This is a genomic window from Amycolatopsis sp. NPDC004368 (assembly GCF_053602515.1).
In genome coordinates, this window is record NZ_JBSGDT010000041.1 from 48,438 (window position 1) to 69,382 (window position 20,945).

At 71.3% G+C, this 20,945-nt stretch carries 20 protein-coding genes and 2 pseudogenes; 7 read left to right on the forward strand and 15 right to left on the reverse strand.

Features of this window, described 5'->3' with window-relative positions; genetic code table 11:
* Window positions 1-25: 25 nt before the first annotated feature.
* The 9 genes and pseudogenes from ACWEOE_RS36225 to ACWEOE_RS36265 form a co-directional block, all read right to left on the reverse strand.
* Window positions 26-332, reverse strand: a pseudogene (locus tag ACWEOE_RS36225) (ABC transporter permease); the annotation flags it as partial.
* A gap of 50 nt (window positions 333-382) precedes the next feature.
* Window positions 383-1,417, reverse strand: coding sequence for an ABC transporter ATP-binding protein (locus tag ACWEOE_RS36230; protein WP_452017322.1), 1,035 nt, complete (start codon window positions 1,415-1,417; stop codon window positions 383-385).
* A 22-nt stretch (window positions 1,418-1,439) separates the two neighbouring features.
* The gene (locus tag ACWEOE_RS36235; RefSeq protein WP_452017324.1) at window positions 1,440-1,847 is read right to left on the reverse strand and encodes an SCP2 sterol-binding domain-containing protein; all 408 of its coding nucleotides are present in this window, start codon (window positions 1,845-1,847) and stop codon (window positions 1,440-1,442) included.
* A 17-nt stretch (window positions 1,848-1,864) separates the two neighbouring features.
* Window positions 1,865-3,124, reverse strand: coding sequence for a cytochrome P450 (locus tag ACWEOE_RS36240; protein WP_452017326.1), 1,260 nt, complete (start codon window positions 3,122-3,124; stop codon window positions 1,865-1,867).
* Window positions 3,121-4,569, reverse strand: a complete 1,449-nt coding sequence (locus tag ACWEOE_RS36245; RefSeq protein ID WP_452017328.1) for an aldehyde dehydrogenase — start codon at window positions 4,567-4,569, stop codon at window positions 3,121-3,123. Before ACWEOE_RS36245 ends, ACWEOE_RS36240 begins: the two co-directional genes overlap by 4 nt.
* Complete coding sequence (locus ACWEOE_RS36250) at window positions 4,569-5,783, reverse strand: NAD(P)/FAD-dependent oxidoreductase (protein WP_452017330.1); 1,215 nt, start codon at window positions 5,781-5,783, stop codon at window positions 4,569-4,571. Before ACWEOE_RS36250 ends, ACWEOE_RS36245 begins: the two co-directional genes overlap by 1 nt.
* A complete protein-coding gene (locus ACWEOE_RS36255; protein ID WP_452017332.1) occupies window positions 5,780-5,971 on the reverse strand; it encodes a ferredoxin in 192 nt (63 codons plus the stop codon). The genes ACWEOE_RS36250 and ACWEOE_RS36255 overlap by 4 nt, the downstream gene beginning before the upstream one ends.
* A gap of 4 nt (window positions 5,972-5,975) precedes the next feature.
* Entirely contained in the window at window positions 5,976-7,079 is a 1,104-nt protein-coding gene (locus tag ACWEOE_RS36260) for an NAD(P)-dependent alcohol dehydrogenase (protein WP_452017334.1), read from the reverse strand.
* Window positions 7,080-7,119: 40 nt separating this feature from the next.
* Window positions 7,120-8,631, reverse strand: a complete 1,512-nt coding sequence (locus tag ACWEOE_RS36265; RefSeq protein WP_452017336.1) for an acyl-CoA synthetase — start codon at window positions 8,629-8,631, stop codon at window positions 7,120-7,122.
* Between the two features lie 242 nt (window positions 8,632-8,873).
* Between ACWEOE_RS36265 and ACWEOE_RS36270 the strand changes: the two genes are divergently transcribed.
* Window positions 8,874-9,512, forward strand: coding sequence for a TetR/AcrR family transcriptional regulator (locus tag ACWEOE_RS36270; protein ID WP_452017338.1), 639 nt, complete (start codon window positions 8,874-8,876; stop codon window positions 9,510-9,512).
* A 163-nt stretch (window positions 9,513-9,675) separates the two neighbouring features.
* Here ACWEOE_RS36270 and ACWEOE_RS36275 read toward each other — a convergent pair whose 3' ends face one another.
* Genes ACWEOE_RS36275 through ACWEOE_RS36285 form a run of 3 tightly spaced genes read right to left on the reverse strand, consistent with a single transcriptional unit; the run spans window position 9,676 to window position 12,132 of the window.
* The gene (locus tag ACWEOE_RS36275) at window positions 9,676-10,350 is read right to left on the reverse strand and encodes a TetR/AcrR family transcriptional regulator (RefSeq protein WP_452017340.1); all 675 of its coding nucleotides are present in this window, start codon (window positions 10,348-10,350) and stop codon (window positions 9,676-9,678) included.
* 43 nt (window positions 10,351-10,393) lie between these two features.
* Window positions 10,394-11,146 (reverse strand): 3-hydroxyacyl-CoA dehydrogenase, encoded by a 753-nt coding sequence (locus ACWEOE_RS36280; RefSeq protein ID WP_452017342.1) that lies wholly within the window; start codon window positions 11,144-11,146, stop codon window positions 10,394-10,396.
* 14 nt (window positions 11,147-11,160) lie between these two features.
* On the reverse strand, window positions 11,161-12,132 hold the full coding sequence (locus tag ACWEOE_RS36285; RefSeq protein ID WP_452017362.1) for an NAD(P)H-dependent flavin oxidoreductase: 972 nt from the start codon (window positions 12,130-12,132) through the stop codon (window positions 11,161-11,163).
* A gap of 144 nt (window positions 12,133-12,276) precedes the next feature.
* Between ACWEOE_RS36285 and ACWEOE_RS36290 the strand changes: the two genes are divergently transcribed.
* Genes ACWEOE_RS36290 through ACWEOE_RS36300 form a run of 3 tightly spaced genes read left to right on the forward strand, consistent with a single transcriptional unit; the run spans window position 12,277 to window position 15,636 of the window.
* The gene (locus ACWEOE_RS36290; protein WP_452017344.1) at window positions 12,277-13,431 is read left to right on the forward strand and encodes an acyl-CoA dehydrogenase family protein; all 1,155 of its coding nucleotides are present in this window, start codon (window positions 12,277-12,279) and stop codon (window positions 13,429-13,431) included.
* 29 nt (window positions 13,432-13,460) lie between these two features.
* Window positions 13,461-14,849: a 4-hydroxyphenylacetate 3-hydroxylase N-terminal domain-containing protein gene (locus ACWEOE_RS36295; protein ID WP_452017346.1), complete on the forward strand. Its 1,389-nt coding sequence runs from the start codon at window positions 13,461-13,463 to the stop codon at window positions 14,847-14,849.
* Between the two features lie 13 nt (window positions 14,850-14,862).
* A complete protein-coding gene (locus ACWEOE_RS36300; protein WP_452017348.1) occupies window positions 14,863-15,636 on the forward strand; it encodes an enoyl-CoA hydratase in 774 nt (257 codons plus the stop codon).
* Between the two features lie 3 nt (window positions 15,637-15,639).
* Here ACWEOE_RS36300 and ACWEOE_RS36305 read toward each other — a convergent pair whose 3' ends face one another.
* Window positions 15,640-16,434, reverse strand: a complete 795-nt coding sequence (locus ACWEOE_RS36305) for a DUF1684 domain-containing protein (protein ID WP_452017350.1) — start codon at window positions 16,432-16,434, stop codon at window positions 15,640-15,642.
* A gap of 133 nt (window positions 16,435-16,567) precedes the next feature.
* On the opposite strand from ACWEOE_RS36305, the gene rnhA reads away from it, so the two are divergent.
* Both rnhA and ACWEOE_RS36315 read left to right on the forward strand, forming a co-directional pair.
* On the forward strand, window positions 16,568-17,038 hold the full coding sequence (rnhA, locus tag ACWEOE_RS36310; RefSeq protein ID WP_452017352.1) for a ribonuclease HI: 471 nt from the start codon (window positions 16,568-16,570) through the stop codon (window positions 17,036-17,038).
* The gene (locus ACWEOE_RS36315) at window positions 17,025-17,405 is read left to right on the forward strand and encodes a YchJ family protein (RefSeq protein ID WP_452017354.1); all 381 of its coding nucleotides are present in this window, start codon (window positions 17,025-17,027) and stop codon (window positions 17,403-17,405) included. Before rnhA ends, ACWEOE_RS36315 begins: the two co-directional genes overlap by 14 nt.
* Window positions 17,406-17,412: 7 nt before the next feature.
* Here the strand turns inward: ACWEOE_RS36315 and ACWEOE_RS36320 are convergent, their stop codons facing one another.
* Window positions 17,413-18,828: a carboxylesterase/lipase family protein gene (locus tag ACWEOE_RS36320; protein ID WP_452017356.1), complete on the reverse strand. Its 1,416-nt coding sequence runs from the start codon at window positions 18,826-18,828 to the stop codon at window positions 17,413-17,415.
* 82 nt (window positions 18,829-18,910) lie between these two features.
* On the opposite strand from ACWEOE_RS36320, the gene ACWEOE_RS36325 reads away from it, so the two are divergent.
* Window positions 18,911-20,785, forward strand: a complete 1,875-nt coding sequence (locus ACWEOE_RS36325; RefSeq protein WP_452017364.1) for a Na+/H+ antiporter — start codon at window positions 18,911-18,913, stop codon at window positions 20,783-20,785.
* Window positions 20,786-20,811: 26 nt separating this feature from the next.
* Here ACWEOE_RS36325 and ACWEOE_RS36330 read toward each other — a convergent pair.
* Window positions 20,812-20,945: pseudogene (locus ACWEOE_RS36330) on the reverse strand (IS630 family transposase); the annotation flags it as partial.

Consider the following 20,945-nt stretch of genomic DNA (forward strand, 5'->3'; position numbering starts at 1 on the left):
CAGACGCGGGCTCGCCGGCCAGGGCAATCGCGGGGGAACTCGCCGAGGCTGAGACAGCCTCGCCCGAGGCAGAAGTGAGCTCGCCGGCCAGGGCAATCCGCGGCCTGCTGCACGGTGGCCAGCACACCCGCGGCACCCGTGAACGACTGCGCGCCCAGCTGTTCGGTCAGCGAGCCCAGCTGCAACGCGATCACCGCGCCGAACGGAATGGCCACCAAAGCGCTCGGCAGGATGGACACGCCGGCGATGAACCAGAACTGGCCGAGGAACTCACGCGTCTGGAACGGCCGGCGCGGGGCGAGCCGCAGCACGTCGAGGCCGAGGGCGAACATCCGGCGGGTGTGGCCGAACGCCCGGGAACCCGGGAAGCTCCAGGCGGTGCTCACGAAACCTCCTCGACGCGGTGGCGGCCGCGGTCCACGTCGTGGTGCCGGCGCTCCTCGGGCGTGAGCGACGCGAGGATCCCGTCCTGCGCCGGTTCCGCCAGGGTCGGCAGGAGCCGCAGCACGCGTTCCTTGCGCCGCGCCTCCCCCGGCCGCGCGGGCAACCCGGGCGCGGGCTGCATCTGCGGCGGGATGCCGTCGACCTCTTCGACGCCGCCCGCGTGGTGGCCCGCGGCGAACTTGGCGCGTTCGGCGGCCAGCGTCGCCGAGTCCTTCTCCTCGCTCATGCCGATCGGACCGTCCATGCGGCCGCCCAGGAACTGCCGCACCACGGGCTCGTCGCTGGTCAGCAGCACCTCGCGCGGGCCGAACACCACGAGTTCGCGGCGGAAGAGCATGCCGAGGTTGTCGGGCACGGTGCGCGCGAGGTTGATGTTGTGCGTGACGATGAGGAACGTCGCGTCGCTCTGGGCGTTGACGTCGAGGAACAGCTGCGAGATGTAGGTGGTGCGCACCGGGTCGAGGCCGGAGTCGGGTTCGTCGACGAGCACGATCTCCGGGTCGAGCACGAGCGCGCGGGCCAGCCCGGCGCGTTTGCGCATGCCGCCGGAGATCTCGCCGGGCAGCTTGCGATCGGCGCCCGCGAGGCCCGTGAGCTCCAGCTTCTCGTGCACGATCCGCCGGATCTCGGTCTCCGACTTGCGCGTGTGCTCGCGCAGCGGGAACGCGATGTTGTCGAACAAGGTCATCGAGCCGAACAGGGCACCGTCCTGGAACAGCACCCCGAACAGCTTGCGCACCTCGTACAGCCGCTGCTCCGAGCACGTGACCACGTCGACACCGTCGACCACGCACCGGCCGCGGTCGGGCTTGAGCAGCCCGATCAGCGACTTGAGGAACACCGACTTCCCGGTTCCCGAAGGACCCAGCAGGACGGACACCTCACCCGGGGGCAGGGTGAGGGTCACGTCCCGCCAGATCGTCTGGCGCCCGAACGACTTCGTCAGGCCCTCGACGACGACTTCCGCACCCACCGTTGTGCTCGCGTTTCCCGGCTCAGCCGACGATCAGGTCCTCGCGCCCGTCGGCGCGCAGCTTTTCGACGTACACGGGGAAGAGCTTCTTCGACAGCGGCGCAAGCTTGATCAGCTTCGACACCGGGCCGTCCACTTTGACCTTGCCGCGGGCCATGGCGAACGTGAGGTTCACCTTGCCCTGCCAGTAACCGTTGGCGACCTCGCTGTCCATCGTCATGGTCGCGTCGGCCGGCGCGTCGAACGCGTCGCCGGTCACGCGGCGGTTCTGCGTGTCGATGAGCAGGGCCGAGGTGGGATTGGTGCACACCATCTTGAGCACCAGGCCCGTGCCGGCGAGCTTGTCGGCGAGGTCGGTGTCGGCGAAGGCGGTTTCGAAGATGCCGCCGATGTAGGTGTAGATCTCTTCGGGCTTGCTGAACGCGGGCATCGCTGGTCTCCGTTCGGTCAGAAGTAGCAGGGCATGGCGCGCACGGCGTGCACGAAGTTGCCGGCCAGGTAGTCGGGTTCGCCGGCGGTGATGGTCGGCAGCGTGCGCAGCAGCTCGCCGAACAACGCGCGCAGCTGGGCCTTCGCGACCTGGTTGCCCAGGCAGAAGTGCGCGCCACCGCCGCCGAAGCTCACGTGCGGGTTGGGGCTGCGGCTCAGGTCGAAGCGGCCCGGCTCGTCGAACACCTCCGCGTCGAAGTTGCCGGACGCGTAGAACATCACCACCTTGTCCCCGACGCCGATCCGCTGCCCGCCGAGCTCGAAGTCGGCCACGGCCGTGCGGCGGAACGTCATCACCGGCGAGGCCCAGCGCACGAACTCGTCGATCGCGCCGCCGATGCGCCCGTCGAAGTCGGCCATCAGCCACTCGCGCTGCTCGGGGAAGTCGGAGAGCGCTTTCAGGGTGTGGCTCGTCGTCTGGCGCGTGGTGTCGTTGCCCGCCACGGACAGCAGCACGAAAAACGCGGCGATCTCCTCGTCGGTGAGGCGCTCACCGTCCACTTCGGCCTGCACGAGGTTGGTCATCAGGTCGTCGCCCGGGTGCGTGCGGCGGTGCTCGGCCATCTCGAACGCCACGCCGTGCAGCGTCATCTGGGCCTCGAAGATCATGTCGATCGGGTCGCGGCCGTCGAGGTACACCGGGTCGGCCCAGGACACCGACGCGTCGGCGGCGTGGGCCACGCTCTCGCGGTGGGACTCGGGGATGCCGACCATGTCGGACAACGTGCGGATGGGCAGCTGCCCCGAGCACTGGCGCACGAAGTCGGCACCGCTGCCCGCCTCGGCCAGCTCGCGCACGATGTCGGCCGCGTTGGCCTTGATCTGCTCCTCGATGCGCCGCACCTGCTTCGGGGTGAACGCGGCGCTCACGAGCTTGCGGATCTTCGTGTGCCGCGGCGCGTCCATCGCCAGGAACGACTGCGACGCCTCGAGCATCTCCTCGGGGATGTTCTCGAACATCACGCCCTGGCCCGACACGAACACGTCGCTGCGCCGGCTCACGTCCACGATGTCGGCGTGGCGGACCACGGCCCAGTACCCCGGGTCCTCGGGGTCCTCCATCAGCGCGTCCTCCACCGGCCGGTGCCAGGACACGGGCCGATCGCGGCGCAACGCGGCGAAGCTGCGTTCGCGGTCGGCGGCGCGGGTCGCCCAGAAGGCCCGCGACGACAGGTCGATCTCGTCGTACTCACGCTTCGGGCTCACGATGGCGGTCATGCGGAGGTCTCCTGTCCCAGGTAGATGGACTTCAGCTGCTGGTAGGCGGCCAGGCCCTCGGGGCCCAGCTCGCGGCCGAGGCCGCTGGCCTTCACGCCGCCGAACGGCGCGTTCACGTCGAGGTCGTAGAAGTTCACGCCGACGCTGCCGCTCTCAACGCGTCGAGCCACATCGAGGCCCTTCTCGACGTCGGTGGTCCAGATGGTGCCGCCGAGGCCGTAGTCGGAGTCGTTGGCGAGCGCGACGGCTTCGTCGACCCCGTCGTACGGGATCACCGCCAGGACCGGCCCGAAGATCTCCTCGCGCGCGATCCGGCTGCCGTTGTCGACGCCACCGAACACGGTCGGCTGCACGTACCAGCCGCGGTCACGCTCGGGACGGCCGCCGCCGGCCGCCAACGTGGCACCGGATTCCTTGCCCAGGGCCACGTACTGCTCCACCTTCTGCCGCTGCCGGTCGCTCACGAGCGGGCCGAGGTGCGTGGCGGGGTCGAGCGGGTCGCCGATCGTGAGCGACCCGGCCAGCGCGGCGACCGCCCCGAGCACCTCGTCGTGGCGGGCGCGCGGCACGAGAATGCGGGTGGAGAGGTAGCAGGTTTGGCCCGTGTTCAGGAGGCTGCTCGTGGCCAGGCCCTGCACGGTGGTGGCGAGGTCGGCGTCGTCGAGCACGATCGCCGCGGACTTGCCGCCCAGCTCCAGCGTGACGGGACGCAGCAGCCGTCCGCACACCTCGCCGATCTGCCGGCCCGCGGCGGTGGAGCCGGTGAACGCGACCTTCTGCACGCCGGGGTGCGCCACGAGGTAGGCGCCGATGTCCGCGCCACCGGTCACGACGTTGAGCACGCCCGGCGGCAGGCCCGCGCGCTCGGCCGTGGCCGCGAGCTCCAACGCGTCCAGGGTGGTCTCGGGCGAGGGCTTGAGCACCACGGTGCACCCGGCCGCCAGGGCGGGCGCGAGCTTGAACATCGTGAGCGCCTGCGGGAAGTTCCACGGCACCACGAGCGCGACCACACCCACGGGTTCCTTGCGCACCACGGTGACCCCGCGCCCGTCGGGCCGCGTGCGCCGCTCCTCGGCGGGCTGGGCGCCCAGCATCGCGAAGTACTGCAGGATCCCGACCGGACCCGCGCCCTCCGCCGCGGTGGCGATGGTGATCGGCATGCCGTTCTGGATCGTGGTGAGCGCGGCTCGCTCGGCCGCGTTCTTCTCCAGCTCGGCGGCGAACCCGAGCAGCAGGCCACTGCGTCGTTCGGGACTGAGCCCGGCCCACTCCGGCGCCCGCAGCGCGCGGCCCGCGGCGGCGACCGCGGCGTCCACTTCGGACTCGCCGGCCAGCGGCACCGTGCCGATGCGTTCCTCGGTGTCGGGTGAGACCACGGCCAGCGTGGCACCGCCGGCCGGGCGCACCCACGCGCCGTCGAGGTAGAGGGATTCGTGGTCGTGCATCAGCGCACTCCTTCGGACACGGGTTCCCGCCGCCGAGCGGCGAAGTCGAGCGCGCCGGACCAGCCGGTGCGGCGCGCGATGAGGGCGCGGAACTTCATGATCTCCCGGTGCTTGTTGACCGCGAGCACGCCGGTGAGGCGCCCGCCGGTGCGGTAGAGCGCCACGAACCGGCCCTCCTCCGGATCGCCGAGCACCACCCGGATCTCATCGGCGTCGGGCACACCCGCGAACTGGATGCGGGTGTCGTACCAGTCGGACCAGAAGTACGGCACCGTCTCGTACGGCTTGGCCGCCCCCGGCACCACTGCCGCCGCACCGGCCGCGGCGCCCTGTTCCGCCGCGCTGCTCCAGTGCTCCAGGCGCATCGCCCGGCCGAACAGCGGGTTGGCCCAGCGGGCGACGTCCCCGGCGGCGTACACGCCGGGCAGGCCGGTGGCGAGCGTCTCGTCGCACACCACGCCGTCGTCGAGCGTGAGGCCGCTGCCCGCGAGCCAGCCGGTGGCCGGGACCGCACCGGCGCCGACCACGACCAGGTCGGCGTCGAGCACCGTGCCGTCGGCCAGCCGCACGCGCTCGACGCGGCCGGTGCCCTCGACGCCGGTCACCGCGATCCCGCAGCGCAGATCGGTGCCGTGGGCGCGGTGCAGCGCCGAGCACGGTTCGCCCATCGCCCCGATCGCGCGCGTCAGCGGCGTCGGCGCGGCTTCGACCACGGTCACCGGCAGGCCGCGTTTGCGGGCGGCCGACGCGACCTCCGAGCCGATGAACCCGGCGCCGATCACCACCGTGCGCGCGCCCGCGTCGAGCGCCGCGCGCACGGAGAGCGCGTCGTCGAGGGTGCGCAATGTGTGCACGCCGGCCAGGTGGCTCGTGCCGGGCAGCACCCGGGCGGTGGCGCCGGTGGCGATCACCAGGCCGTCGTAGGGGATCTCGCGGTCGCCCGCGTGCACCACCCGCTGCCCGGCGTCGAGAGCGTGCGCCCGCGTGCCGAGCACCAGCTCCACACCCAGCTCGTCGCGCAGCACGGACTCCTCGCGGAACACCGGCGCGGCGAGCGGGCCGTCGAGGAACGCCTTCGACAGCGGCGGCCGGTCGTAGGGCAGGTGCTCTTCGGCGCCGACCAGTGTGACGGACTCGGTGAACCCGGCCTTGCGCGCGCCTTCCACGGCACGCAGCCCGGCCAGGGACGCACCGACCACCACGAGCCGCGTCACGGCAGCAGCCTCAACGCCTCGGTCGGGCAGCCCGTCACCGCTTGCTCCACTTCGGACTCCAGGCCGTCGGGCACGGTCTCGGCCGACAGGACCAGGTCACCGTTGTCGTCCACCTCGAACACCTCGGGCGCGAACGACTCGCAGATGCCCAGCCCGGTGCAGCGCGCCCGGTCCACCACGATCTTCACGTGCTCACTCCTTCCGGCCGGCGGGAACCAGCACGGGCTTCACGACTTCGCCCTTGAGACTCGCCTGCTCGGCTTCGTTGATCTCCTCGAACGGGAACGTCTCCACCAGCCGGTCGAACGGGAAGCGGCCCTGACGCCACAGCTCGATCAGCCGCGGGATCATCACCTGCGGCACGGCGTCGCCTTCGAGGATGCCCATCACGTTGCGCCCCACCGCGAGCGCGGTCGGGTCGATGACCAGGTCGCCCTGCTGCACCCCGACCAGGCCGCACGTGCCGGTCGGCCTCAGCACGGCGATCGCGGTGGTGATCACCGAGGGCACGCCCGTGGTGTCCAACGTGTACTGGGCCCCGCCGGTCGCCGCGAGGATCTGCTCCGCGAGGTTCTCGGCCGCGCCGTCGATCGCGTGCGTGGCACCGAGCTCCTTCGCCAGCTCCAGCCGGCGCGGGTTGAGGTCCACGGCCACGATCCGCGCGGCCCCGGCCACCCGCGCGGCCATCACCGCGGCCAGGCCCACGCCCCCGGCGCCGAACACCACGAAACTCGTGCCGGGCCGGACGTCCAGCGCGGTGAACACCGAGGCCGCGCCGGTCTGGATGCCGCAGCCGAGCGGGCCGAGCAGCTCCAGTGGCAGCTCGGGGTCGACCTTCACCGCGTTGCGCGCGGCGACCACCGAGTGCGTGGCGAACGACGACTGCCCGAACCAGCGGGCGGCCACGGCCTCGCCGGCGGCGTCGAGCACGGCCGGCTCACCGTCCGGGTCGTGGCCGGTGAGGTTGCGCAGCATGAACGTCTCGCAGTAGGACGGGTGCCCGGCGAGGCAGTTGGCGCAGTGGCCGCAGAAGTCGAACGACAGCACCACGTGATCGCCCGGCGCCAGGCTCGTGACGCCGGCGCCCACGGACTCGACGACCCCCGAGCCCTCGTGGCCGGTGATGATCGGCGGCGCGGCCAGGAAGCCCGGCGCGCGCGGCAGCAGGTCCGTGTGGCAGAGCCCGGCGCCCACGATGCGCACCAGCACCTGACCCGGGCCCGGGGCGGGCAGCTCGACGTCCTCGATCCGGTAGGGCCCATCGGCGGCACGCAGCACCGCGGCCTTGATCTGCATGTCCGGTCTCCTCGGTGAGTCCAGTGTGGATGGTGGTCGGTCAGCGGGTGAGCTCGCCCTTGACGAGCTTCCCGGTCGGGGTGCGGGGCAGCCGGTCCACGAACGTGAACCCGCGCGGAACCTTGTAGTGCGCGATGCGCTCGCGCAGGTACTCGCGCAGCTCGTCAGCGAGGCCGGGCGAGGCCTCGCCGGCGGACTCGACGAACGCCTGCACCGCCTCGCCCATCTCCGGGTCGGGCACGCCGACCACGGCGACGTCGAGCACCTTCGGGTGCAGCGTCAGGGCGTTCTCGATCTCCTGCGGGTAGATGTTCACCCCGCCGGAGATGATCATGAACGCCTTGCGGTCGGTGAGGAACAGGAACCCGTCCTCGTCGACGTAACCGATGTCGCCGGTCGTGGTCCACGTGGGGTGCGCCCGGTGCTGCGCCTCGGCCGTCTTGCCCGGGTCGTTGTGGTAGGCGAACGGCAGCACTTCGCGTTCGAAGTAGACAGTGCCGATCTCGCCGACCGGCAGCTCTTCGCCGTCGTCTCCGCAGATCCGGATGACCCCGAGCCCCGACTTGCCGACCGAACCGGGTTTGCGCAGCCACTGCTCGCTGTCGATGAAGGTGGCCCCGGGGCCTTCGGTGGACGAGTAGTACTCGTGCAGGATCGGGCCCCACCAGTCGATCATGGCCTGCTTGACCTCGACCGGGCACGGCGCGGCGGCGTGGATCGCCACGCGCTGGCTCGACAGGTCGTACTTCGCGCGCGTTTCTTCGGGCAGCTTCAGCATGCGCACGAACATCGTCGGTACCCACTGGCTGTGCGTCACGCCGTACCGCTCGATCGCGGCCAGCGCCTGCTCGGCGTCGAACCGCTCCATCATCACCACGGTGCCGCCGACCGCCTGCACCACGCCACCGAAGCGCAGCGGCGCCGCGTGGTAGATCGGCGCGGGCGAGAGGTACACGGTGTCGGCCGAGAAGCCGTACATGGGCACGAAGATCGCGGTGTAGAGGTCACCGGGCTCGTGGACCTCACGCTCGGGCAGCGGCGCCTTGATGCCCTTCGGCCGGCCGGTGGTGCCTGACGAGTACAGCATGTCCGCGCCCCGCGGCTGCTCGGGCAGCGGCTCGGCCGAGACGCTCGCCAGAGCGTCCTCATAGGACTCGTACCCGGGCACGGACCCCCGGTACGCCAGCCGGATCGAGACCTTCGGCGTGTCGGCGACCACGGCTTCGGCCACCTCGGCCAGCCCGGCGGACACGATCAGCGCCCCGGCCCCGCAGTCGTCGACGACGTAGGCGACCTCGGCCGGCGACAGGTGCCGGTTCACGGCTGTGATGTAGAGCCCCGAGCGCAGCGCCGCCCAGTAGACCTCGAACACTTTCGGGTCATTTCCCGAAAGCAGCGCGACGTGGTCACCACGGCGCAGGCCCGCGCCGTGCAGGTAGCGCGCGAGCCGGGCCGAACGCTCTTCCAGCTGCCCGTACGTGAGCACCTCGCCGCCCGCCACCACGACGGCGGGCTTGTCGGGGAACTGCGCGGCGTGGACACCGGGGTACATGGACGCTCCTGGAGGGGAAAGCCGGCGAAAACCGGAGGGGATCCCGACCGGCGCGCGGAAGGCGCCCGAACCGGTCGGCGATGACCTCTGCAGACTATCCAGCTGTTGTCTGTATCTAGCGTTCGTTAAGTTGGAGGGTATGGTCCATCTCACAGGTTGTCAAGACAGTATGTCTGGATTATGTGTCCAGTCAATTCGAGCGGCAAAACGGTAGGGTGTGAAGGCGAAGACAAGGAGCCTGGATGCCGTCGGTGACCCGCAAGCCCCAGACCGCCCGCAAACAGCAGCGCCGGGAGACGCTCGGCCACCAGCTGCTGGAGGCCACGGAACGCCTCATGGGCGAGGGACTCACGTTCACCGAGCTGAGCGTCGACCGCCTCGCGTCGGAGGCGGGGATCTCGCGCGCCACGTTCTACGTCTACTTCGAGGACAAGGGGCAGCTGCTGCGGCTGTTCGCCCAGCACGTGTTCGCCGACCTCACCGAAGCCGCGAAGCGCTGGTGGGACAGCGCCGACGCGCGCGACCCCGAGGACCTGCGGGTTTCGATCTCGGAGATCATCGCCCGCTACCGCCGCCACCGCTCGGTGCTCTACGCCGTGATCGAGATGGCGGCCTACGACTCCGAGGTCGACGAGCTCTACCGCGGCATCATGGAGGGCCTCGTCGACGCCATCGCCGCCATCATCGAACGCGGCCAGGCCGACGGCACCATCACCCCGATGCCGGTGCGCCCCACGGCCTCCGCCCTCACCTGGATGGTCGAACGCACCTGCCACCAGACCCTGCGCTTCACCTCGGAGTCGGAGGACGACGCCCTGGCCGACTCGATGACCGAGGTCATCTGGCGCACGCTGTACCAGGAAGCGGCGCCGCGGCCGTGACCCGCGCCGGCGCCTGATTCGCGCGCGCAGCGGCCGATCCGACCACGGAAACCGTTCGGCGCACGAGGACCACGGGGCAGCGCGGCGGCCCTGACGCACCTCGGTCCTTGCTCCCGCCCGGCCGCGGGCCTACGGTGCGCCCTCGTCCGGGTCGCAACGCGCGTCAACGCTTGCGTTTGACCGCCCGCGCGCCGACCGTGCGCAGTGCCAGGTCCACGTACCGCTGCGCGAGCTCTTCCGGCCGCAGCGAGCCGCCCGGCTGGTACCAGCGCGCGATCGACTGGCACATGCCCAGCACGGCGCGCACGGTCTCCTCGGGATGGCCGGCGGTGAACACTCCCTCGCGCGCGCCGGTCTCGACGATGTCCGTCAGCACGGTTTCGATTTCCTTGCGGCGCGCGGCATAGCGCTTGCGCGACTCGGGCGAGAGGTGCCGCAGTTCGAGGTCCAGTGCGGCCAGGCGCGTGCGGTGGGTCATGTGCAGCACCACGGCCTCGACGACGTTCACGAGCTGCTCGCGCGGGCCGGTGGCGTCGGCCGCCGCGGCCTGGACGCGCGAGACGGCTTCGCCGGTGCCGAGGTCGAGCAGGGCGGCGAAGGCGCCTTCCTTGCTGTCGTGGTGGTAGTACAGCGACGGCACGGTCTGCCCGACCCGTCGAACGATGTCGCGCACCGACGTGCCGTGGAAACCGTGCTCGTAGAACGCGTCGAGCGCGGCGGCGAGCAGCGGCGTCAACTCCAGCTCGTCGTAGTGCCGCCAATCGGCCGAGACCGGGTCCGGGACCGAGTTCGAGACCGCAGCCGGTTCCGGCACCACCGCCTCCCGCGTACGCACCATGATCCACCCATCGATTCCGGACGTGACCCGTCCGAGTCTAGGCTCAGCGCGGGGCCATCCGGATGGCGCCGTCGAGCCGGATGGTCTCGCCGTTGAGCATCGGGTTCTCCACGATGTGGCAGGCGAGCGCCGCGTACTCCACCGGGTCGCCCAGCCGCGAGGGGTGCGGTACCTGCGCGCCGAGCGACTCGATGGCCTCTTGCGGCAGCGTCGCGAACAGCGGCGTGTGGAACAAGCCAGGCGCGATCGTCATCACGCGGATCCGCAGGCTCGCCAGGTCACGCGCGATCGGCAGCGTCATGCCGACGATCCCGCCTTTCGACGCCGAGTACGCCGCCTGCCCCACCTGCCCGTCGTAGGCCGCGACGGACGCGGTGTTCACGATGACCCCGCGCTCCTCCCCCACGGCGTCGACTTGGGCCATGCGCTCGGCGGCCAGCCGGATCACGTTGAACGTGCCGATCAGGTTCACCGACACGACCTTCGTGAACACCTCCGGGAACGCACCCTTCTTGCCGACAGTCTTGACCGCGCTGCCGATGCCCGCGCAGTTGACCACCACGCGCAGGTCGCCGAGCGACGCCGCGGCGTCGACGGCCACCCGCACGTCGGCTTCATTCGTCACATCGGCCGGCGCGAACGCGCAGTCGAGCTCCGCCGCGATCGCGGCACCGTCCGAAGTGGGCAGATCGACCACGACCACCTTCGCGCCGCGCTTGCGCAGCTCCCGCACGGTGGCCAGCCCCAGCCCCGACGCCCCGCCGGTGACCAGCGCGACCGTGTTCGAGATGTCCATCCGATCCCTCCTCCTCAGGCCAGCACGGCGGCCAGGCGGCCGCCGATGATCTCGCGTGCCTCCGCGACGATGCGGGAGATGAGCTCCGCCACCGTCGGCACATCGTGGACGAGTCCCTGGACGACACCTGCGGACCAGATGCCGAGATCGGTGTCGCCGGTCTCGTACACCTGCCGGCCGCGCACGCCCGCGACCAGATCGCGCACGTCGTCGAACGTGCCGCCGCCGGCGAGGATGTCGACCACCTCGCGGCTCGTCGCGTTGGACGCGACCCGGGCGGTGTTGCGCAGCGAGCGGAAGATCAGCTCGGTGTCGCGTTCGGACGCTTCGACGAGGCGCTGCTTCACGTTGTCGTGCACCGGCGCCTCGGCCGTGGCGAGGAACCGCGTGCCCATGTTGACGCCGTCGGCACCGAGGGCGAGCGCGGCGACGAGGCCGCGGCCGTCGGCGAACCCGCCGGACGCGACCATCGGAATGGTGACCCGCTCGGCCGCGGCCGGGATCAGCACCAGGCCCGGCACGTCGTCCTCGCCGGGGTGCCCGGCACACTCGAAGCCGTCGATGGAAACGCCGTCCACGCCGAGGGCCTGCGCCTTCACCGCGTGGCGCACGCTGGTGCACTTGTGCAGCACCTTCACCCCGGCCGCGCGGAACGCGGGCAGGTGCTCCGCCGGGTTGAACCCGGCGGTCTCGACCACGGGCACCCCCGACGCGGTGATCACGTCGCGGTATTCGGCATACGGTGGCGGGTTGATCGACGGCAGGATCGTCAGGTTCACCCCGAAGGGTTTGTCGGTGAGCTCGCGGCAGCGCACGATCTCCTTCTCCAGGGCCTCCGGGGTCGGCTGCGTGAGCGCCGTCAGGAACCCGAGTGCGCCCGCGTTGGCGACCGCGGCGACGAGCTCCGCGCGGCCCACCCACTGCATGCCGCCCTGGACGATGGGGTGCGTGACCCCGAAAACCTCGCAGAAGCGCGTGCGCAGCAGCCGGACTCCTTCGTTCGGCTCGACCACTCGAACCGTAACTTAGCGATCGTTAGATATACAGTGACCCATCTGTCGTCCGGGCGCTTGACATCCACGGGAGTGTTTAACGATCGTTAGATAACTTCCGACGACGCAGGGGGCACCGTGCAGCGCCAGCTCTTCACCGCCGACCACGAGGCCTACCGCGAAGTGGTGCGGGAGTTCACCGCGCGGGAGGTCGAGCCGAACCTCGACCGCTGGGACGCCGCACGGCTGATCGACCGCGACGTGTGGCGCGCCGCCGGCAAGCAGGGCGTGATCGGGTTGGCCGTGCCCGAGGAGTACGGCGGCGCCGGACAGCCGGACTACCGCTACCGCGTGGTCGTAGCGGAAGAGCTCGCCCGCGTCGGCGCCGCTTCGCTGCACTCGAGTTTCGGGCTCCAGGACGACATCGTGATCCCGTACGTGCAGGACCTCGGCACCGAAGAGCAACGGCGGAAGTGGTTGCCGGGCATGGCTTCGGGCGAGCTGATCGGCGCCATCGCGATGACCGAGCCGGGCGCGGGCAGCGACCTGCAGGGCGTGCGCACCACCGCCGTGCGCGACGGCGCCGAATGGGTCCTGAATGGACAGAAGACGTTCATCACGAGCGGGGTCAACGCCGATTTCGTGATCGTGGTGGCCCGTACGGACCCGGCCGCCGGTTCACGCGGGTTCAGCCTGATCGTGGTCGAGGACGGCACGCCCGGGTTCACCCGGGGCCGCAAGCTCGACAAGGTCGGCCTGCACGCGCAGGACACCGCCGAGCTGTTCTTCGCCGACGTGCGGGTGCCGGCCGCGAACCTGCTCGGCACCGAGGGCCGCGGCTTCGCGCACCTGATGGAACGGCTGCCGCGCGAACGCCTGTCGATCGCCGTGGGCAGCCTCGCGAGCATCGACGCGGTGTTCGCCTCGACCCGTGAATACTGCTTCGCCCGCAAGGCATTCGGGCAAGCCGTCGGCGACTTCCAGAACACCCGGTTCGTGCTCGCCGAGATCGCCACCGAGCGCGACGTGACCGCTGCCTACCTCGACGCGTGCGTGCTCGGGCTCAACGCCGGCACGCTGAGCGCGGTCGACGCGGCGAAGGCGAAGTGGTGGGCCAGCGAGCTGCAGAAACGCGTGGTCGACCGCTGCGTGCAGCTGCACGGCGGCTACGGCTACATGCTGGAGTACCCCGTCGCCCGGGCGTTCGTGGATTCCCGCGTCCAGACCATCTACGGCGGCACGACCGAGATCATGAAGGAGATCATCGGCCGGGACCTCGCCGCCCCGCACTGACCACCTCCTCACGAAAAGGCGGACGACACATGGGTTTGCGCACGGCGAAGGAGTACCGCGACGGGCTGCGCGACGGCCGCCGCGTGTTCTACCGCGGGCAGCGCGTGGACAGCGTGAGCGACCATCCCGAGCTGACGCTCGCGGTGGACCACTCGGCGCACTGCTTCGCCATCTCGCAGTCGCACCCCGAGCTGGCCGTGGCCGACGGGTACTCGGCGTTCTACCGGGTACCGCGCTCGGCCGAGCAGCTGCGGGCGCGCGGTGAGCTGATCGAGACCGTGTCCCGGCTGGGCGGCGGGATCATCGTGCTCAAGGAAGTGGGCAGCGACGCGATGTTCGCGCTGCTGCGCACCCTCGAAGGTGAAGAGCTCGAACGCGCGAACGCGTTCCACGAGCGGGTGTGCCGCGACGACCTCGCGCTGGCCGTGGCGCAGACGGACGTGAAGGGCGACCGTTCGCTGGCCCCGCACCAGCAGGTGGATCCCGACCTGTACCTGCGCATCGTCGACGTGGACGCCGACTCGATCACCGTGCGCGGGGCGAAGTGCCACACGTCGTACTCGGCCAACGCCGACGAGCTGGTGGTGCTGCCGACCCGCGCGATGGGACCCGAGGACGCGGACTACGCCGTGTCCTTCGCGATCCCCGTGGACACGCCGGGGCTGGGCATCTACGTGTCGCCCTACCTCGCCGGTGAACGCAACGACTTCGAGTTTCCGTTGTCGTCAAAGCACAAGATGCTCGAAAGCCTCACCGTGTTCGACGACGTGCGGGTGCCGAAGGAGCGCGTGTTCCTCAACCGGCGCCCGGAGCTGGCGGGACCACTGGCGCTGGCGTTCGTGGACTACCACCGGTTCACCGCGATCAACTACAAGCTGCCGCTGCTCGACCTGCTGGTGGGTTCGGCGTCGCTGATCGCCGAGTACAACGGCATTTCCCGCGCCGGGCACGTGAAGGACAAGATCACGCAGCTCATCGCGTACGCCGAGACCGTGCGCGGGCTCGCGGAGCTGGCCGCGCTGCGGTCGCGGCCCGGGCAGGGCGGCATCCAGCAGCCCGACCCCGTCGCGGTGAACACGGCGAAGTACACCTTCGCCCACGGCTTCCACGACGCGACCGCGAAGCTCATGGACCTCGCCGGCGGCCTGCTCGCCACCGGCCCCGGCGGCGAGGACTGGGCCGACCCGCAGATCCGTGCGGTGCTGGAGAAGTACTACGCCGCCGCCGTGCCCGCCGAGCCCCGGCTGCGGCTGCTGAACCTCATCGCCGACCTCACCGCCCGCGACTACGGTGGCTACCAGGCCGTGCTCGCCACGCACGCGGAAGGCTCGTTGGAGGCGGAGAAGCTGCAGATCGCCCGCACGTACGACCCGACGCGCGCCCGGGCATACGTCAGCCACCACGCCGGACTCGCCTGAAAGGGGCCGTTCCATGACCGCGCCAGTGCAGATCGAGCAGGAGGGTGCCGCGTTGCGCATCGTGTTCGACCGGCCGGACCAGCTCAACGCCCTGACCACCGCGATGCTCGTGCGCGCCGGTGACGCCGTCGAGCAGGCGGCGGCCGACCCGAGCGTGCGCGTGGTCGTGCTGACGGGCGCCGGGCGCGCCTTCTGCGCCGGCGCCGACCTCGCCGGCCACGACATCGAAGCCGACCCGGACACCGGCACGATCGACGCGGCCAACCGCCTCACCCGGCTGATGCGGGACCTCCCGAAGCCGGTGCTGGCCGCGGTGAACGGCCCGGCCGTGGGCGTGGGCTGCTCGTTCGCGCTGGCCGCGGACCTGTCGGTGGCGCGCGCGTCGGCGTACTTCATGCTGGCGTTCGCGAACGTCGGCCTGATGCCCGACGGCGGCTCGACGGCCCTGGTGCCGGCCGCCATCGGGCGCGCGCGGGCGACGCGGATGGCCATGCTGGCCGAACGCGTCCCCGCCCAGCAGGCTTTCGACTGGGGCCTGATCTCCCACGTCGTCCCCGACGGGGACTTCGACGCCGAAGTCGCCTCGCTCACCACGCGGCTCGCCGAGGGCCCGACCGCGTCGTTCGCCGCGACGAAACGCGCCCTGGCGGCCACGTCCCTGGGCCGGCTGGACGACGCGTTCGCCCTGGAGCGCGCGGGTCAGTCCGCGCTGTTCGGCACGAAGGACTTCGCGGAAGGCGTCGCCGCCTTCCGCGCCAAACGCCGTCCGGCCTTCCGCGGCGAGTGAGGCCTACTGCCGCTCGTAGGGCAGCTTCTCCCCCGCCTCCACGGCGAAGGGCAGCCGGTTGCCCTCCGGCGGCAGCGGGCACGTCGCGAAATCCGTGAACGCGCAGGGCAGGTTGCGGGCCCTCGTGAAGTCCACCGTGACCCGTCCCCGCTCGTCCGGCCGCCCCACGGCCAGCGACCGGTTGGCGGCGTAGGTGGTGACGCCGCTGGTGGCGTCGGTGAAGAGGATGGTGAAACCACCGTCGGTGCCGTTGAAGGCGGTGAGGGTGTACTCGGTCTCGCCGCGTGTGAACCGGATCTCGCCCGGCGCGGTGTAGACGTGCGACAGCCCCTCGACCACCGCGCCCACGGTGACCGGCCGTGGCTCGTCGAACGCCTCGAAGTGGCCTTCGAGAACCCACTTCTCGTCGGGCTCGTACGCGGGCACGCCCCGGAAGGCCTTGAGAACGGGCGCTTCCGGGTCGTGCACCCGGATCAGGTACCCGGTCCGGCGCGCGACTTCGATCTCGATCCCCCCGGCGATGATCCGGGTGGTGGGGCCGCTGTTGACGAGCTCGATCCTTTTCGTCCCGGTGAGCTTGACGCCCTCGTGCTCGAGATCCCCGCCGTCGGGATCGACGTAGGCGGCTTCGGCGTCCTGCCACCACTTGCCCGGAAGGCCGGGGTAGGTCCGCGGCTCGTTCTCCAGCCAGTCGAGCGAGACGAGGGCCAGCCAGCCGTAGGGGTCGGCCAGGTCTTTCTCGCGGTTCGCTTTCCAGTCCTGCCAGGCTCGGGTGAAGTCCGCCGTGCTCGCGGTCATGCCAGCCCCTTCCGTCGGCTCGTGGTGGTGTCAACGCATGCGGGTGGGGGTTGTTCCGCGTCCCAGCATGCGGGCGGGGCCGCGCTGGCCGAGCCTCCGCCACTTCACCTGACTCGCTCGGTAGGGTCGAGCCGTGAGCGAAGAGGCCGTGGAGATCTACACCGACGGAGCGTGCAGCGGCAACCCCGGCCCGGGCGGCTGGGGCGCCTTCCTGCGCTACGGCCGCCACGAGCGTGAGCTCTACGGCGGCGAGGACACCGTGACCACCAACAACCGCATGGAGCTGATGGCGCCGATTCGCGCGCTGGAGAGTCTCACGCGGCCGTCGGTCGTCAAGATCTACACCGACAGCACGTACGTGCGCAACGGCGTGATGCAGTGGATGCCGCGGTGGAAGAAGAACGGGTGGCAGACCGCGGCGAAGCAGCCGGTGAAGAACGCCGACCTGTGGCAGCGCCTCGACGAAGCGGGCGAGCGCCACGAGGTCGAATGGCTGTGGGTCAAGGGGCACGCGGGCCTGCCCGAGAACGAGCGCGCCGACCGGCTGGCCGTGAAGGGCGCGCAGGAGTCGGCCCAGGCCGGGGTCAAGCGTGCGCGCGGCTGAGCACTGCCCGTGCGGGCTGCCCCAGCCCTACGCCGAGTGCTGCGGCCGGTTCCACGACGGCCGGCAGACCGCGCCGACCGCTGAGCTCCTCATGCGCTCGCGGTACAGCGCTTTCGCCGTCGGCGATGTCGCGTACCTGCTGAGCACCTGGCACGCCGACACGCGCCCGAAGCGGCTGCGCCTCGACGACGGCCAGGAGTGGACCGGCCTCGACGTCCTCGGCGGGACGGGCGGCGGGCTGCTGCAGAACGAGGGCACGGTCGAGTTCCGCGCGCACTACCGCCACGGCGGCCACGACGACACGCTGCACGAGAACAGCCGTTTCGTCCGCGAAAGCGGCCAGTGGTTCTACGTCGACGCGCTCTGAACGGTGCTCAGCCCCACAACCGGCGCTGTTCGGCGTCCGGATCGGACACGGTCGTGCTCACATCGTCGAACAGGCGCGTGATCCGGGCGCTCGGCTCGTAGAACGCCCAGCCCGGGTCGCCGTGGGCGATGAAGCGGACCCAGGTGTCGAACATCCGCGTCGCCATCGCCTGCAGGCGCGCGGGATCGGGTTTCGCGAGGGCAAAGAGAAAGCGCCAGTTCCTGTTGCCGATGTCGTCGAACATCAGCGGCAGGTCGAGGCCGTGCACGGCGCCGAGGCCCTTGCCGCGCGGGGCGATGCGCCAGTCGAGCCGGTACATCCACGCGGCGCCGCCCGCGGCGTGCTGCGACTCGGCCAGCCGGATGGCGGGCAGCCACCAGTCCCCCGCCGTCCGCACACGGTTGCGCAGCTGGTCCTCGGACCAGTCGGGCAGCAGCTCGCGGTAGGCGGCCACGCCTTGGGCGATCTGCTGGTCGTCGAGCATCGTCGAGCCGGTGCCCAGCAGCTTCGCTCGGCCGGTCTGCAGCCAGGAGAAGAGGTCCTGCTCGTCGGCCGTCGTGCCGACGAGCAGGCGAACCTCGCGCGCGGCGCCATCGGCGACGGCTTCGGCCGGCACCCGGGGCAGCAGGTCGCCGTCCACGATCACGCGGTACGTGACGAGCGTGCCCGACGCGGCCGCGACCCGCTGCTGCGCCTGGAGAATCGGCGTCACCGGCATTGTGGCGAGCTCGGCCGCTGACACGCCGAGGTCGGCCAGCAGAGCCGCCGCCACGGCCTCGCCCTCGGCCGGGGTGTGCACGACGGAGCCGACGCCGGTGCCGCTCTGCACGATCGCCTGGTGGAAGAGCCCGCGCGTGCGCGGCACGGCCAGCAGCGTGCCGACGGTGCGCCCGCCGTTCGACTGCCCGGCGAGCGTGATCCGGTCGCGGTCCCCGCCGAACGCGGCGACGTTGCCGTGCACCCACTCCAGCGCCAGCACCTGGTCGTGCAGCGAGAGGTTGCCCTCGGACACACCGGGCAGCCGCAGCATCCCGAGCACCCCGAGGCGGTAGCCGACGGTGACCACAACGACGCCCCGCCGCGCGTACGCCGACGCGTCGAACTGGTGCGGAGACCCCATGACCCCGCCACCCCCGTGGATCCACACCAGCACCGGGTGCGGCCCGGGTGCGGCCGGCGCGTAGACGTTGACGTGGAGGCAGTCCTCCTCGCCGGTGAACCCGCGCCCGGTCACTTCCGGCTGCGGGGCCCGGGCAGCGAACCGGGTCGCGTCGCGGACGCCGGTCCAGCTCGCGACCGGCCGGGGCGGGCGGAACCGCAGCTCACCGACCGGCGGCTCGGCGTACGGCACGCCCAGGTGGTAGGCGACGCCGTCGCGCACCTCGCCACGCACCGCACCGGCCCGGGTCTGGACTGTGGTCATACCGGCCAGCCTAGTGATCGCCACCGCCCGTCGTCGGGTGTCCCGCGAGCACGCGGCCACGGGTTCGGGTCATGATTACCCCGTGCACATCGCGGCGGAGTTGGTGGCCCTGGTCGTGACGGTCCTCGTCGTCACGGTCATCGCGCGACGGCTGGACTGGTCGGCGCCCCTGTGTCTGGTCGTGGTCGGCGTCGCGGCGTCGTTCGTGCCGGCTGTGCCCGATTACCAGCTCGACCCCGAGGTCGTGCTGATCGGGCTGCTGCCCCCGCTGCTGTACTCGGCGTCGATCCAGACGTCGCTGGTCGCCTTCAACAAGCTGCGCGGCCCGATCCTGACGCTGTCGGTGGGCCTGGTCGTGTTCACCGCGTTCGGCGTCGGCTTCGTCGCGTGGGCCGTGGTGCCGGGGCTGCCGCTCGCCGCGGGCATCGCGCTGGGCGCGGTCGTCGCACCGCCCGACGCGGTCGCCGCCAGCGTGGTCGCGCGGCGGGTCGGCATGCCGCGCAAGCTCGTGCGCCTGCTCGAGGGCGAGAGCCTGTTCAACGACGCGGCCGCCCTGGTCACGCTGCGCACGGCGATCGCGGCCATCGCCGGGTCGATCAGCCTGTGGCAGGTCGGGCTCGACTTCCTGCTCGCCGCCGTCGGCGGGATCGTGGTCGGACTGCTGATCGGCGTGATCGCGACCCAGTTGCGCAAGCGCCTGGAGGAACCGGTCACGGACACCGCGCTGTCGTTCGCCGTGCCGTTCGTCGCCTACCTCGTGGCCGAGGTGGCGCACGGCTCGGGTGTGCTCGCCGTGGTGGTGTGCGGCCTGATGCTGGGCCACGAGTCGCCGCGCATCCTGTCGGGCTCGACGCGGCTCGCGTCGCGGCTCAACTGGCAGACCGTGCAGTTCCTGCTGGAGAACATGGTCTTCCTGCTGATCGGCCTTCAGCTGCGCGGGATCCTCATCGACGTCTCGAAGACCGGCCTGTCGCCGTGGCTGCTGGTCGGGATCTGCGCCGCGGTGCTCGGCACCGTGATCGTCACGCGCGTGCTGTGGCTGATCGGCATCGGCCTGCAGCGGCGGCTCGCCGCGAAGTACAGCACGAAGGCGAAGATCTGGCCCTGGCGCTACTCGGCGGTGATCGCCTGGGCCGGCATGCGCGGCGTGGTCACGCTCGCCGCCGCCTTCGTGCTCCCGGCCGACACCCCGCAGCGCGCCGTGCTGGTGCTGGCGGCGTTCACGGTCGTGGCCGGCACACTCGTGGTGCAGGGCATGACACTCGCGCCGTTGATCCGCCGCCTGCAGCTGCCCCGGCCCGACCCGGCCGAGGACGCCCTGCAGGAAGCCGCCGTGGTCAACGACATGACCCGCGCCGCGCTCGCGAAGCTCGACGAGATCAGCACCCCGGACGACCCGCCGGAGATCCTCGAACGGCTGCGCGACCGCCTCACCTACCGCGCCAACTCGGCGTGGGAGCAGCTCGGCCGCCAGAGCGCGCTCGCCGAGACCCCGAGCGACGCCTACCGGCGGCTGCGCCTGCGGCTGATGGAGGTCGACCGCGAGCAGTTCCTGCTGGCGCGCGACAACGGCACGGCCGACGACACCGTGCTGCGCCGTGTGCTGGCCCGCCTCGACATCGAGGAGTCGATGCTCGACCGGGTCGAGGAGGCCGCGCTGGAGGTCGAGCGCGAGCTGAGCACACCCGCGGTCACGGCGCGCTCGTGCAAGCACCTCGCGCACCCGTGGCGCGATGTCGAACCGAACGCGGTGGACGTGTGCCCGGCCTGCATCGCCGAGGGCACGACCTGGGTGCACCTCCGGATGTGCGTCAAGTGCGGCAACGTCGCGTGCTGCGACTCCTCGCCGCGCAAGCACGCGACGCTGCACTTCCACGACAGCCGCCACCCGGTGATGCGCAGCTTCGAACCGGGTGAGACGTGGCGTTGGTGTTTCGTCGACAAGCAGTTGGGCTGAGGCCACCGGCCGGGTCCCCGGCCCGGCTAGTGTCCTGAGTCGTTAATTCGTTGGCAGTATGCGGCGCGAGGGTGTCGAGGATCTGGTCGGCGGTTTTGGTCCAGACGAAGGGTTTGGGGTCGTTGTTCCAGGCCTCGATCCAGGTGTGGACGTCGGCTTC

Coding starts and splice junctions, on each gene's coding strand:
- ACWEOE_RS36265 (WP_452017336.1), bottom strand. CDS start 8,631: ATGTACCCCGGTGTCCACGCCGCGCAGTTCCCCGACAAGCCCGCCGTC.
- ACWEOE_RS36235 (WP_452017324.1), bottom strand. CDS start 1,847: ATGCCCGCGTTCAGCAAGCCCGAAGAGATCTACACCTACATCGGCGGC.
- ACWEOE_RS36270 (WP_452017338.1), top strand. CDS start 8,874: ATGCCGTCGGTGACCCGCAAGCCCCAGACCGCCCGCAAACAGCAGCGC.
- ACWEOE_RS36305 (WP_452017350.1), bottom strand. CDS start 16,434: ATGACCGCGAGCACGGCGGACTTCACCCGAGCCTGGCAGGACTGGAAA.
- ACWEOE_RS36260 (WP_452017334.1), bottom strand. CDS start 7,079: ATGCAGATCAAGGCCGCGGTGCTGCGTGCCGCCGATGGGCCCTACCGG.
- ACWEOE_RS36240 (WP_452017326.1), bottom strand. CDS start 3,124: ATGACCGCCATCGTGAGCCCGAAGCGTGAGTACGACGAGATCGACCTG.
- ACWEOE_RS36280 (WP_452017342.1), bottom strand. CDS start 11,146: ATGGACATCTCGAACACGGTCGCGCTGGTCACCGGCGGGGCGTCGGGG.
- ACWEOE_RS36245 (WP_452017328.1), bottom strand. CDS start 4,569: ATGCACGACCACGAATCCCTCTACCTCGACGGCGCGTGGGTGCGCCCG.
- ACWEOE_RS36295 (WP_452017346.1), top strand. CDS start 13,461: ATGGGTTTGCGCACGGCGAAGGAGTACCGCGACGGGCTGCGCGACGGC.
- ACWEOE_RS36320 (WP_452017356.1), bottom strand. CDS start 18,828: ATGACCACAGTCCAGACCCGGGCCGGTGCGGTGCGTGGCGAGGTGCGC.
- ACWEOE_RS36275 (WP_452017340.1), bottom strand. CDS start 10,350: ATGGTGCGTACGCGGGAGGCGGTGGTGCCGGAACCGGCTGCGGTCTCG.
- ACWEOE_RS36300 (WP_452017348.1), top strand. CDS start 14,863: ATGACCGCGCCAGTGCAGATCGAGCAGGAGGGTGCCGCGTTGCGCATC.